At 65.1% G+C, this 13,546-nt stretch carries 6 protein-coding genes and 1 riboswitch; of the genes, 3 read left to right on the top strand and 3 right to left on the bottom strand.

What is annotated here, in order from left to right; translation table 11 throughout:
* Positions 1-4 precede the first annotated feature (4 nt).
* Positions 5-1,855 (bottom strand): TonB-dependent vitamin B12 receptor, encoded by a 1,851-nt coding sequence (gene btuB / locus ACFWZU_RS08320; RefSeq protein ID WP_439701019.1) that lies wholly within the window; start codon positions 1,853-1,855, stop codon positions 5-7.
* Positions 1,856-1,991: 136 nt separating this feature from the next.
* A riboswitch (cobalamin riboswitch) is annotated at positions 1,992-2,220 on the bottom strand.
* A gap of 276 nt (positions 2,221-2,496) precedes the next feature.
* Here btuB and ACFWZU_RS08315 point away from each other — a divergent pair.
* From ACFWZU_RS08315 to ACFWZU_RS08305, 3 genes are all read left to right on the top strand, one after another.
* Positions 2,497-5,502, top strand: coding sequence for a TonB-dependent receptor (locus ACFWZU_RS08315; protein WP_439701018.1), 3,006 nt, complete (start codon positions 2,497-2,499; stop codon positions 5,500-5,502).
* A 307-nt stretch (positions 5,503-5,809) separates the two neighbouring features.
* Positions 5,810-7,147, top strand: coding sequence for a hypothetical protein (locus tag ACFWZU_RS08310; RefSeq protein WP_439701016.1), 1,338 nt, complete (start codon positions 5,810-5,812; stop codon positions 7,145-7,147).
* 245 nt (positions 7,148-7,392) lie between these two features.
* A complete protein-coding gene (locus ACFWZU_RS08305) occupies positions 7,393-10,452 on the top strand; it encodes a TonB-dependent receptor (protein ID WP_439701014.1) in 3,060 nt (1,019 codons plus the stop codon).
* A gap of 565 nt (positions 10,453-11,017) precedes the next feature.
* Here ACFWZU_RS08305 and ACFWZU_RS08300 read toward each other — a convergent pair.
* Together ACFWZU_RS08300 and ACFWZU_RS08295 are read right to left on the bottom strand one after the other, a co-directional pair.
* Positions 11,018-12,619, bottom strand: coding sequence for a tetratricopeptide repeat-containing sulfotransferase family protein (locus ACFWZU_RS08300; RefSeq protein ID WP_439701013.1), 1,602 nt, complete (start codon positions 12,617-12,619; stop codon positions 11,018-11,020).
* Between the two features lie 48 nt (positions 12,620-12,667).
* Positions 12,668-13,420, bottom strand: a complete 753-nt coding sequence (locus tag ACFWZU_RS08295; protein WP_439701011.1) for a GntR family transcriptional regulator — start codon at positions 13,418-13,420, stop codon at positions 12,668-12,670.
* Between the last annotated feature and the right edge of the window lie 126 nt (positions 13,421-13,546).

Below are 13,546 nucleotides of genomic sequence, written 5' to 3'. Positions count from 1 at the left end.
AGGCTCAGCCGCCAGGCGTGTACCGCAGTGTCAGGTACCAGCTCCGCCCCGGCTGGTTGAAGTAGTAGACCGTCTCATACTGGCGGTCGAATACGTTCGACAGGCGTGCCTCGACCTGCCAGTCGTCTGCGAACGCGTAGCTCGCGCGCAGGTCGGTGGTCGCGTAGCCGCCCAACCGGTGCAGGTTGGCCAGGTCGTCGTAGCGGGCACCGGCGACGAGCACGGTGGCGCCGAGACCGAAGGCGCCGAAGCGGCGGTCGAGTTCCACCCGCGCGGTGCGCTCCGGGCGGCGCGGCAACAGGTGGCCGTCGTTGGCGCCGCCGTCGCGGTTCTGCGGGCGTTGCAGCGTCAGGTAGCCCTCCACCCGCCAGCCCGCCAGCCCGGTGCCGGCCTGGGCCTCCAGCCCGCGGATGCGCGCGCGGCTGATGTTGCGCGGGAAGTAGTTGGCGTCCAGCGAGATCAGCTGGTCGATGGCGGTCTGGTAGGCATTCAATGCCCAGTGCCAGCCGGCCTGCTGCTGCGCCAGGCCAAGCTCGGCGCTGCGCGAGGTTTCCGGCTGCAGGTCCGGGTTGCCGCTGCCGTAGGGGTAATAGAGGTCGTTGAAGGTCGGGGCGTGGAAGGCGCTGCCCCAGCTCGCCGACAGCCTGAGGCCGTGGTCGAAGGCATAGCCCCACGCCGCCGCACCGGTGGTATGCCCGCCGAACTGCTGGTTGTCGTCGTGACGCAGCGACAGCTGCAGTTCCTGGCGGCCGAAGCTGCCCTGGTACTGCGCGTAGCCGCCGGTGTCGCTGCGGCTGTCGTCGAGATAACCGGTGTCGCTGGAGAGGTGCTCGCGCTGCCAGTCGATGCCGAGGGTCAGCAACTGGTTGTCCGCCAGGGCCAGGTCGTTCTGCCAGGACGCCTGGTTGCGGCGCGAGTTGCCGTAGCGCACGAACACGCCGTCGTTGTCGGTGTGCTGCTCGTCCAGGCTCTGCCCGGCCGCCAGCGTGACCTTCCAGGCGGCCAGCGGCGCGAAGCCCAGCTGCGCGCCAGCGACCTGCTGGCGGTTGTGATGCTGGTTGCCGTAGGGCGCCCCGTCGAACTCCACGCGGCTGTCGCTGCGCAGCCAGGTCGCGGTCAGCTCGGTGCCGTTGTCCCAGCGGTAGCCCGCGTTGGCCAGCGCGTTGCGGTTGCGGTAGGCGTCGGTATCCGGCTCGTCGGTGAAGCAGCCGGCGAAAACGGTGCCCGCGCCGACCCGGCAGGCGTTGATGCCACGCGTGTACTGGCCGCCGATGCTCAGGTTGTACCAGGCGTGCGTGTCGCCGCCGGCCAGGCCGACCTGCCCATCGGCGTAGCCGCGGCTGCCGGTGCCCAGGCGCATCGATGGCGCCAGGCCGCCGTTGCGCGGCCCGTGCCGGGTGAAGATCTGGATCACGCCGCCGATCGCATCGGCGCCATAAAGGCTCGAGCGCGGACCGCGCACCACTTCGATCCGTTCGATCTGGTCCATAGGCAGCTGGTCGAACGCCGGGATACCCGCGCTCACCGTGCCCACCCGCACGCCGTCGATCAACAGCAGCGTGTGCGAGGAATTGGTGCCGCGCAGGAACAGCGAGCTTTGCTGGCCGAGTCCGCCGGCCTGGGCGAAGGTCACGCCGGGCAGGCCCTGGAGCAGGTCGATCAGCGAGACCGGCTGCAGCCGGTCGATGTCCTCGCGGGTGATCACGCTGACCGAGGACAGCGCGTCGTCGACGGTGATCGCGGTGCGCGTGGCAGTGACGATCACCGGCGACAGCGCGGCCGGGTCCGTGGCGTCGGCCGCCAGCGCGGCGAACGAGCTGCCGCACAAGGCGGCGGCAAGCAGGGTCTTCTTCATGGTGGGGGGTGTGTCCTTGGCCGCGCGCCCACGCACGGCCTCAAGCGTGGATGAGCTGATCGACCGGAGGCAGGGAACAGGAGCGACGGGCAGGCGCGGGGCCACGCACGAGGTCCGGCCCGCCCACCGCAGGTCCACCAGGCAAACGCTTCGGGCCGGTCTCCGGGCTCGCGGGCGCAGGCCAAAAGCCCTGCCGGGCGGCGCCTTCCCATGCTCATGGGCACAGTGGCGTGGGGCCGTCCGTTCGACTCGCTTACCGTTGCGGGGGCAGCGCCGGCCTTGTTGTGCATCGCACAACGCACCGGCTTCCCGTTTCATCCCGTGGCATGCCATGCATGCGGGACACCCGAAACGCAGACATCGTAACCGCGCCGCGACACCGGCGCCACGCCGGACATGTTCCTGGAACTGGGACGGTAATGCTAAAAAAAAGTTGACATATCGTTACGGCGGGAGCTACGTTTCCAGAGCAAGTCATCGTTTCGAGGTGATTGCGGGACAGGCGCAGCCTGCCGTTGCGGAGTGGCAGCAAAGCCAAGCCGCCAGGCGGCAAGAGCTTCGTCAGGGTCATCCAGCGTGTCATTGATTACACGTGAGCTTTTAAGTGGACTCGCTTTGAGTCGATCTGGGGAGATCAGTTAATGAATAAGCGTTACCTTCAGCACGGGGCTCACCCCCGCCGCAGCGCCCTCACGGTAGCCTTGGCTTTGGGCCTGGGCCTTACCGGCCTCGCCTATGGCCAGGCTACGACCGGCACCATCTTCGGCAGTGCGCCGGTTGCCGCCGGTGAGACGGTGGTGATCACCGGCCAGTCGGGCCTGACGCGCACCGTGACGGTGGATGAGTCCGGTCGCTACAGCGCGACTTCGCTTCCGGTCGGTGTCTATACGGTCACGCTGATGCGCGACGGTCAGACGGTGTCGACCCGCAACAACGTGACGGTCAAGGTCAGCACGGGTACGGACGTCTCGTTCGACGGCGCTCAGAACGCGCAGAACCTGGAAGGCCTAACGGTCACCGCCAACTCGCTGCCGTCGATCGACGTCACCGGCGTCGACTCCCGCACCGTGATCACGGCGCAGCAGCTTCGCCAGCTGCCGCTGGCACGCAGCGCCGAAGCGATCGCCCTGCTGGCGCCGACCGCGGTCCAGGGCTCGAGCTTCTTCACCGGCCCGACCGGCAACAGCCTGGTTTCCTTCGGCGGTTCCTCGGTCACCGAGAATGCCTACTACATCAACGGCATGAACGTCACCGATCCGCTCAACGGCCTCGGCGGCATTAACCTGCCGTACGGCTCGATTGATCAGGAAGAAGTCCTGACCGGCGGCTACGGCGCCGCTTACGGTCGTTCGGACGGCGGTGTGATCAACCAGATCGGCAAGCGCGGCACCAATGAGTGGCACTTCGGTGGCCAGCTCCTCTACACCCCGAGCAGCCTGCGTTCGGACCCGCGCAACATCTACATCCCGCGCAGCGGCTCGCTGTATCAGTACCGTAACGACAACAAGACTTCGGAAGTCGTCGAGAGCGCCTACGTTGGCGGTCCCCTGATCCAGGATCGCCTGTACATGTTCGCCTCGGCCGAGGGTCATCGCACCAGCGGCAAGAGCGTCGGCACGGCTTCGGGCGGCACCGAGACCGTCTACTCGTACACCGATCCCAGCTGGTACGCCAAGGTCGACTGGAACATCAACTCCAGCAACGTCCTCGAGCTGACCGGTGCGTCCACCAAGACCAGCTACAACGGCAACATCTACTCGTACGACAACGACACCCGCACGATGGGCGACTACCTGTATGCCGACACGCATACGAAGACCGCCGCGTCGATGTGGATCGCGAAGTACACCGGTTACCTGACCGACGACCTGACCGTCTCGGCTCAGTTCGGTAAGCAGAAGACCGAGCTGTACACGCAGCTCCCGGCCGACTTCAACGCCGATCTTATTGCGGTGCTGAGCCCGGACCAGCAGAATCCGGCGTACTCCGGCGGTGGCTCGGGTATCGGCAACACGCAGACGGTGCTGACCACCACGGACCCGGCGCACCAGACCAAGGGCACCAACTATCGCCTGGACGTCACCTACGTGCTGGGTGACCACACCCTCACGGCCGGTATCGACAACCAGCGCACCCAGGATCTGTCCGACGGCGACTACATTCCCACCAATGCGGGTTACGCGTGGGAATACAACAAGCTGAACGACCCCACCGCTGACATCAGCGAAGGCCAGGTCGATTCGCCGTCCAACTACCCTGGCGGTGCGGACGGCTACTACGTCGCCCAGTATCGCTTCCGCACGGCCGCCTCGGTCCGCGTGGAGCAGCGCGCCCAGTACATCGAGGACGCGTGGCAGGTGAGCGACAACTTGCTGGTGAAACTGGGCCTGCGTAACGACCAGTTCACCAACTTCAACAGCGACGGTCAGCCCTACATCCGCCAGACCACGCCGCAGTGGGCGCCGCGCGTCGGCTTTAGCTGGGACGTGAACGGCGATTCGACCTTCAAGGTCTATGGAAACGCCGGCCGCTACTATCTGGCGCTCCCGACCAGCGTGGCCCTTCGTGGTGCCTCGGGCTCGTACTACACCCGCGTGTTCTACACCTACACGGGTATCGACCCGGCCACCGGTTACCCGACTGGCCTGACGCCGATCAACACCATCAACGGTGTCGGCGCCGAGTTCTCGGAGAACAACGAGTACGGCCAGGCGCCCGATCCGCGCACGGTCACCGCCACCTCGCTGAAGGCGCAGTACCAGGATGAGTACATCCTCGGCTTCGACAAGCAGCTGAACAGCGCCTGGACCTACGGTGCCAAGGCGACCTACCGCAGCCTGAAGAACGAGATCGACGATACCTGCAACATCGAGCTCTTCACCGCAAAGGCCGAGTCGCTGGGTCTGGATACCGCCAACCTGCGTGGCTGCTACTTCTTCAACCCGGGTCGCGGCGCCACCTTCCAGGTGCCCGATGGCAATGGCGGCTACGGCGAGATGTCGTTCACGAAGGAAGAGCTGGGCTTCCCGCAGGCCAAGCGCAACTTCTACGCGCTGAACCTCTACCTCGACCATCCGTTTGATGGCACCTGGTGGGGCCGCGTGGACTACACCTATTCGAAGAGCTACGGCAACTCGGAAGGTCAGGTCCGCTCCGATATCGGCCAGTCCGATATCGCTGCCACGGTTGACTGGGACTACCCGTCGCTCATGGTGTACTCGGGCGGCCTGCTGCACAACGATCGTAAGCACCAGCTGAAGATCTACGGCGGCTACCAGTTCACCCCGGAGTGGAACGTTTCGGGCAACATCTCCATCGCCTCGGGCGCGCCGTACAGCTGCCTGGACTTCTACGGTCCGGACGGCACCGCCCCGGCCTACGCCGGTCCGTACTACCACTGGTGCGCCGGCCAGCCGTCGCCCGCGGGCACGGCCGGTCGTCTGCCGTGGCAGAAGGTTGCCTCGTTCAACGTCGAATACCGCCCTGCGTTTGCCGACCACAAGCTGGCGTTCAACGCGAACGTCTACAACGTGTTCAACAGCCAGGAAGTCACCTACCAGTACGAGTACAACACCTCCAGCTATGGCCGTCCGCGTGGCTTCACCACGCCGCGGTACATCCGCCTGGGCGTGAGCTACGACTTCTAAGCAAGTCGAACACGCTAGGAAATTCGGCCGGGGCGAAAGCCCCGGCTTTTTTTTGCGCCTGCCCCAAAGCAGGCGCCAGGCCTGAGCCTGGCCAGGCCCGCTTCATCGTGCAGCCCGCTTTTGGATTCGTGGCGAGAGGCCGCCAAGTGACGCGCGTCCCGGCCGGCCTGCCAAGGACCAAGGCCGACTCGTCCGACCTCAGCCGGCATGGCTGCCGAGCGTGCTCTTGGGCGTGATGAAATCGTAGACTGGCGCTCAAGGCCATCCCCAGCCTCAAAGCCGAAGTTCAAAGAACCGAGGAGAAGCCATGCGTATGTACCGCCGCATTGTTCTTGGCCAGCTGTTCTTGCTGCTCTTCGTGCCGACGGCCAGCGCCACCGACCGGTTCGGGCGGGGTCTCACCACGTTGTTCAAGGAGGCGCACGCGCAGAAATCGGACCTCGCCAGGTACGACTACCTGACGCGTGCGTTGCGCACCAGCCCGCCAGAGCAATACAGCTTCGTCTTGCAGTTGTACGCATTCACGGAGAACGAACTGGGGCTTTATAACGAAGCATTGCGCGATTATCCGCTGCGCAGTGCGCCCCTTGACGGCCTGAAACTACCCGGCCGGGCCGACTGGGAAGCCGTAGACGCGGCTGAGGCCATTGCACAGGCGGCGACCGGGCACCGCCTGGTGATGATCAACGAGGCGCATCACGACGCGCACACCAGGGAACTGACTTTGCTTCTGCTCCCTTTGCTGCGCGAAAAGGGATTTACCCATTTTGCGGCCGAAGCTTTAGGTAAGGATGAGGGTCTGGAGAAGCGCGGTTATCCCATCTCGACCAGCGGATCGGAATACATACACGAGCCGCTGTATGGCGAGATGGTGCGTGAGGCCATCCGGCTGGGCTACACCATCGTTCCCTATGATTCGACCAGCCGTGACATCCAGCGACGAGAAGAAGAGCAGGCCGGGAACATCTTCCGCGCTAGCTTCGGCAAGGACCCTTCGGCACGCGTTTTTGTGCACGCGGGTTACGCCCACATCGACAAGAAAGAGGGGCGCCTGGGTGACGTGCGGCCCATGGGTATGCTGCTTGGAAACATGCTTGGGGAAAAACCGCTATCCATCGATCAGACCCAGTTTAGGGAACAGTTTCCCAATACCGACCAGCAATACCTGCAGCTGATCGGGACCTTCGGCCCCCGGAAGCCGGTGGTTCTGTTGAACAAGAAGAAGCATGGAGAAGCATGGGCCGCCGCTCCTTCCCAGTACGACATCAGCGTGATTCTTCCCTCCGAAAGAAAATCTGCGCTCGGGAGCGGGTCGCTCACAACCCAAGTGATCATCCAGGACCCCAATCGACCCTTTCCGATGACAGCTCACGTGGTAAATACACAGCGGCCTGGTTGGATGGATCTCGGAGGGCGTCGGCGACCCTATCCGGTCAGGAGCCAGCTATGCAAAGTGGTCATCCCTTGCGTGGTCGAGGCCCGCTACGCGAACGAGACCGGGGATGCGGTTCCTGCCGACAGATATGCGTTTGTCCACCCGAACTCCATCACGGACCTGTACCTGTTCCCGGGCAACTACACGATCTCCGCCCGGGGGCCGGAGGGGCAAGTGCTTTCGTCCGGGAGGATCACCGTGAATCCGTGACAAGCGCCTAGCAGGCACATTTTCACCGAACAATCACACAGTTGGCGTGCAGTCTTCAGGTTCATCAAATGATAAAAAAAAGTTGACACGTCGTTGGGCGCGGCGCTAGGTTCGGGACGGCTGGAAGGCAAAGAGCGGTTGAGACTCAACGCTGTGCTTACTGCGTCTCAGGGGGAGGCGGAGTCCGGTCTTCTTGTGTTTGGTTATTTTTTTCTGCCCGCAACGGGTGATCTGGGGAGATCCAAATGAACAAGCGACATATTCCGCGCGGGCCCTTGCCCCGTCGCACGGCCCTCACCATGGCGATGGCCATGGGCCTGGGCTTCACCGGCCTCGCGCTCGGCCAGGCCACCACCGGCAGCATCTTCGGTACGGCGCCGGTCGGCGTGGGCGAGACCGTCATGGTCCAGGGCGCCAACGGCACCACCCGCGAAGTGGCGGTGGATGCGAGCGGCCGCTACTCGGTCACCGTGCCGGTGGGCCGTTACACGGTCACCCTCCGCAAGGATGGCCAGGTGCTTGCCACGCAGGAAAACGTAGGCGTTTCGCCGGGCGGTGGTACGCAGGTACCGTTCGCCGCCGCGACCGCGGAAAATGCGCAGAACCTCGGCACGGTGCAGGTGGTCGCCAGCGCCCTGCCCGCGATCGACGTCACCAGCGTCAACTCCAGCACCATCATCACTGCCGCTGACCTGCAGAAGCTGCCGGTGACCCGTAGCGCGGAAGCCATCGCGCTGCTCGCTCCCGGTACCGTCAAGGGCAGCAGCTACTTCGCCAACGCCGTGGCGTTCGGCGGCTCCAGCGTCTCGGAGAACGCCTACTACGTCAACGGCTACAACACCGGCGAGCCGTACCGCAACATCGGTGGCTTCCAGCTGCCCTACGGCGCAATCGACCAGCAGGAAACCCTGACCGGCGGCTACGACGCCAAGTACGGTCGTTCCGACGGCGGCGTGATCAACCAGATCGGCAAGCGCGGCACCAACGAATGGCATTTCGGTGGCCAGGTCGTGTGGGAGCCGAAGTACCTGCAGGCCAGCCCGCGCAACCGCTACTACGCCAGCGGTGCGCTGCCGCCGCCGACCGGTGCCCTCGAGTACCAGTGGGCGAACCCGGACCTGGTCGGTGCTTTGCACCAGTACCGCAATGACAACAAGCAGTGGGAGACGGTCTACTCGGCCTACATCGGCGGTCCGCTGATCAAGGACAAGCTGTTCATGTTCCTGGCCGGTGAAACCACCAAGACCGGCTACACCACGGTCGGCACCGACACCGCCCAGCGCGTCTCCTACAACCGCGACAAGAACACCAAGTTCTACGGCAAGCTGGACTGGAACATCACCGACAACAACGTTCTTGAGCTGACCGCGCTGAAGAACAACCAGACCACCGGCACCGGGTCGACCTATTACTTCGACTACGCGACGCTCTCCCCGGGTGCCTTCGCTGCGCCGAACGACGTCACGAAGGACAACGCCGACTTCTACATCGGCCACTTCACCAGCTACATCACCGACAACGCCACGCTGAGCATCGTCTACGGCAAGGCCGACTTCAAGAATCCGAACATCTACGGCAACCACAGCGAACTGCCGTACATCTCCAACCCGCAGTACCAGGATCCGACCAAGGTCCCGGCGGGTACGCCGCCGACCGGCATCAGCAACACGCAGACCAACAGCAGCTGGCTGTCCAGCAATGCCACCAATGGCACCCACGGCCTGCGCGTGGACTTCGACTACCGCCTGGGCGACCACGACCTGGCCGTCGGTATCGACAACATGCACTACGAGGCCAAGAACCAGGGCCAGTCGCAGGTCAACCCGTTCAATCCGGCCATCGATTACTTCTGGTCCTACCGCTCCAACGGCACGGTGCGCCAGTACCGGATCGGTTGGCAGACCAGCATGTCCATGGACCAGAAGGCGTGGTACCTGCAGGATACCTGGCAGGTCTCGTCCAACGTCCTGCTGAAGGTCGGTCTGCGCAACGACCGCTTCACCAACTACAACGATCGCGGCGACGCCTTCGTCGACATGAAGAACCAGTGGGAGCCGCGCATCGGCGTCAGCTGGGACGTCAACGGCGACTCCTCGTTCAAGATCTACGGCAACGTCGGTCGCTACTACCTCGCGCTGCCGGACAACGCGGCCGAGCGTGCGGCGAACGTCTCGACCTACACCTGGCAGACCTACAACTACGACAGCGTGGACGCCAACGGCATCCCGCAGGGCCTGACGCCCGTGGGCGGCCTGGTGTCTCCGGACGGCGAGTTCGGCCTGCCGAAGGATCCCCAGCAGGTCACCGCGCGCAACCTCAAGCCGGAGTACCTGGACGAGTTCATCGTGGGCTTCGACAAGCAGCTCAACGACAGCTGGAACTACGGTGCCAAGGCGATGTGGCGTGACCTCAAGGCCGCCATCGACGACGAGTGCAGCCCGTACCGCATCGCCGGCAAGATGGGTATCGCCCCGGGTGGCGAGTACAGCTACGACAACTACCTCGCCATCGTGAACAGCGGCTACTACAACTCGTTGCTGGGTCCGGCGTACTGCCGCCTGATCAACCCGGGTGAAACCAACACCATGCTGATCCGCGCCGACGAGGGCAGCGGCCTGCCCGACCAGCTGGTGTCGATGACCCAGCAGGATTGGGGCTACACCCAGGGCGTGAAGCGCAAGACCGGCTCGCTGAACCTGTACATGGAGCATCCGTTCGACGGCAAGTGGCAGGCCCGCGTGGATTACACCTACTCGCGCGGCTTCGGCAACACCGAAGGCCAGGTGCGTTCGGACTTCGGCCAGGGCGACGTGTCCAAGACCGAGGACTGGGATGCCTGGCAGCTGATGGACGGCCAGAACGGCGAGCTGTTCAACGTCCGCAAGCACCAGCTGCGCATCCGCGGCGCGTATTCGTTCTCGCCCGAGTGGCTGGTATCCGGCACGGCGCTGGTGCAGTCGGGCGTGGCCGAGTCCTGCCTGGGCTACTACGGCCCGACGGCCGACCAGGATCCGACCTTCTACGGCCCGGACTACCACTGGTGCGGTGGCAAGAAGTCGCCGCCGGGTGAAACGCACACCCCGTGGACCAAGCAGATCAACGTCGGCGTGCAGTACATGCCCGCCTTCGCCGATCACAAGCTCGCGTTCAAGCTGGACGTCTTCAACCTGCTCAACGAGCAGCGCGCGACGCAGACCTACCCGACCCGCGACGTGGATCCGGGCTTCATCGACAACCAGTTCCACACGCCGGTGACGTTCGAAGCGCCGCGCTACGTGCGACTGTCGGTGAGCTACGACTACTGATAGGTCGATCGGCTGATTCAAGCCTTGAAAACCACCGGTCGCAAGGCCGGTGGTTTTTTTCTGCCCTACCAACCAGAGGCTTGCGGTGACCGGTCACCGTGAAAGCCCATGCGCGGCGAGGAAGCCTTGGTGAGACCGCTGACGGCCCGATCACCCGATGAGCCCGCCCGCCAGGTTGCGGACGATGACACGCGTACAGGCCCCGCCGTTCCCGCGGCCAGCCGCTGTTGTCGCTAACAGCACCAAGCGGCGCCCGATGCTCACGATGGACGAGTCTGGAACAACACGAGGCAAAGGCTCCGGCCACCGACGGCCATGCCCGTGCTGGCCGCGTCGCGCCAACGCCGTTTGAATCTTGCGCCAGCCGCGCCATCCGCCCTGGACCGGCATATCCGCTAACCGCGTAGACGTGCCCTGGCCCTTTCGGGGGCGATAGCCGGACGCATACTCGACCGCCTGGCAGGTGCGCCACGCTGTATCACGTCGAGCTTGGGGGGGAGGGCGACGCCGCCGCAGGCAGGCCCTGCAACCGATGGGGGGCGTCGGACCGGTCCGACGGACGCGCTCAGCTTCCGAGGGCAAGCGCCTCGCGCAGGGGCTCGAGCTGGCGTTCGTAATGGCGCCAGGCCCCCAGCCCTCGCGTGTGGATGGACTCGCGAACCTGCGGGGTGCTTCGCGTGGCGACCGGCGAGGCGTTGCTTTCCGGACGCAGGCAGGCTTCCTCCACATCCAGCCCGCAATGGGCAAGCACGCGCGGAATGGTGGTCTCCGAATGGCGCACGAGTTCGGCGTAATCGACATCCAGCATGGCGTCGGGGAGGGCCTGGTGCCAGTGGCGAACCAGCCGGGCGTGCTGGCCGTAGTAGTGCGCCATGGCACCGAGTTCGTACGTGTGCGGCGAGATGATGCCGAACATGGCCTTGAAGTTGGAGAAGCAGGTGTCCATCGGGTCACGCACCATGTGCAGGATCGGCGCATGCGGCAACGCCTTGCGGATGAACGACACCAACTGGATGTTCCCGGGCAGCTTGTCGACGTAGTACGGCCGGCCCTGCGCCCGCCACTGCGTCTGCTTGAGGTAGCGCTGGCCGACCTGGTGAAAGTCGATCTGGTCGGCACGTTGGGCAACGCGGAGCAGGCCCTTGGACTGGTCCGGTATCACGTCGGCCACCCAATGCAGTTGCCGCCAGAAGTCGCCGATCTCACCGGCCGATGTCACCTTCGAATGGCTGGACAGGATGCGGTCCAGCAGGGTCGTACCTGACCGCGGCATGCCTACGATGAAAATCGGGACCGGTCCTTCGAAGGCGGGAGCCTTCACGGGGGCCGTGTCCCGTTCGGCGGAGGCGCGGATCAGCGCGTCAGTGACCGCTTCCTGCAGCGAGGGATCGTACGGGTTCAGGCCGGACATCAACGCATTGCATCGCGCCAGTGCCTGCCATGCCTCGTCGTACCGACCCAGATCGTCCAGGGTCTTGAAGACCGCGTACTCGAACTCGGCTCGCGCAAAGGCCTGGCCCGAGTCGGTGGGCTGCTCCGGCAGGCGCTGAAGTTGCTCCTGCAGGCGGGCCAGATGGTTGGCATCCGGCGTCTGCTTGCGCATATCGACCAGCGCGGGTGCCGCATCGCCGAAATCAGGCCAGCGGACCAGGCACTGCTCCAGCACCTTGCACGCCTCGTCCATGCGCCCGTTGAATTGCAGCAACATGCCATGGAGCCGGGCCGCTTCGGGTGTGTCCACGCCGGCACGCACCGCCCTTTCCGTGAGCTCGAGCGCCTCGCGGAACTCGCCGATCATGAATCGCATCTTCGCTTGCGCCAGCACGACGTGGGCGGGCGGGTCCGGCGCCTGCGTCAGCAAATCCAGGCAGGCACGGGCTGCCACGATTTCCCCCCGCCCGACCAGGCGCTGGATCATGCCGACGATGAGGAGCGCGTCCTTCGGCAGGCGATGGAGCGCACGAAGCAGCGGCAAGGTCGAGGCCTGCAGGTGCCCCTGCTGGAACAGCAGGTCGGCCAGCTGGAGGCTGCATGCCAAGTCGTTCGGGGCGTGCCGGAGGATGGTTTCCAGAGCCGCCTGCGCGGCAGGCAGCTGGCCGCCTTCGAGGTAGATCCGGGCGCGCTCGCGCAGCGTGTGGAGTGATACGGAATGGCTGGCGGTAGTCATTGCGCGATGGTAACCGCTTGACCCGATGCGTGTACCGCGCACGCGGGATCAGTCAGTGTGCAGCTCGGCCACGAAATCGTAGATGTCGCCGCGGTACCACGAGCTGGTGAATTCCACGACCCGCCCGTCGTCGAGGAAGCTGCGCCGCTCGATGCTCAGCCCGGCACTGCCGGTGGGCACGTGGAGCAGGCGGGCGTGCTGGGCGCTCAGCGACACCGCACGCAGGCGCTGCAGGGCGCGGCGCGGGCGGGCGTTGCGTTGTTCCAGCGCTTCGTAGAGCGAATCGCGCACGGCCATCGGATCGGGCAGGACGCTGGCGGGCACCACGCTGCGCTCGATCGCCAGCGGCTCGTCGCCGGCGTAGCGCACGCGGTGCAGGCGCACCACGGCCGCGCCAGGCGAAAGGTTCATTGCCATCGCCTCTTCCGGCGTCACTTCGCCGATGCCGCGCTCGAAGAATTCCGAGCGGGGGTTCAGGCCGCGCGCGCGAAGATCCTCGGTGAAGCTGGTCAGGCGCGACATCGGCTTGACGATGCGCTCGGCGACGAAGGTGCCGGCGCCATGGCGCTGGGTCAGCAGGCCCTCTTCGACCAGGCCGGCGATGGCCTTGCGCACGGTCACGCGCGAGAGGCCCAGTGCCTGCGACAGGTCGCGCTCGCTGGGCAGCGCCTGGCCCGGTTCGATGTCGCGGTGTTCGACCACGGTGCGGATCGCCCGGCGTAGCCGCAGGTACGCCAGCGGCTGGCGCGTATCCGCGCTTTCGCAGAGGCGGCGGTATTCGGCGGCGAGCGCGGTCTCCATAGCGGAACCATACCAATCTCGAACCATTTACGGCAAGCCGCCATGAAAACGTATGCATGACCTGCACGCCTGGCTGCGTAATCTGGTATTTCACTGGTACCATCCTCGGCGCCCAGGCGGGATGGC

It is taken from the genome of Frateuria sp. GZRR33 (assembly GCF_051900425.1).
Taxonomy (GTDB): domain Bacteria; phylum Pseudomonadota; class Gammaproteobacteria; order Xanthomonadales; family Rhodanobacteraceae; genus Frateuria_A.
The sequence above is the reverse complement of the archived record's forward strand: the minus strand, read 5'-3'. Positions and strand labels throughout refer to the sequence as shown.

Coding starts and splice junctions, on each gene's coding strand:
- btuB (WP_439701019.1), bottom strand. CDS start 1,855: ATGAAGAAGACCCTGCTTGCCGCCGCCTTGTGCGGCAGCTCGTTCGCC.
- ACFWZU_RS08315 (WP_439701018.1), top strand. CDS start 2,497: ATGAATAAGCGTTACCTTCAGCACGGGGCTCACCCCCGCCGCAGCGCC.
- ACFWZU_RS08310 (WP_439701016.1), top strand. CDS start 5,810: ATGCGTATGTACCGCCGCATTGTTCTTGGCCAGCTGTTCTTGCTGCTC.
- ACFWZU_RS08305 (WP_439701014.1), top strand. CDS start 7,393: ATGAACAAGCGACATATTCCGCGCGGGCCCTTGCCCCGTCGCACGGCC.
- ACFWZU_RS08300 (WP_439701013.1), bottom strand. CDS start 12,619: ATGACTACCGCCAGCCATTCCGTATCACTCCACACGCTGCGCGAGCGC.
- ACFWZU_RS08295 (WP_439701011.1), bottom strand. CDS start 13,420: ATGGAGACCGCGCTCGCCGCCGAATACCGCCGCCTCTGCGAAAGCGCG.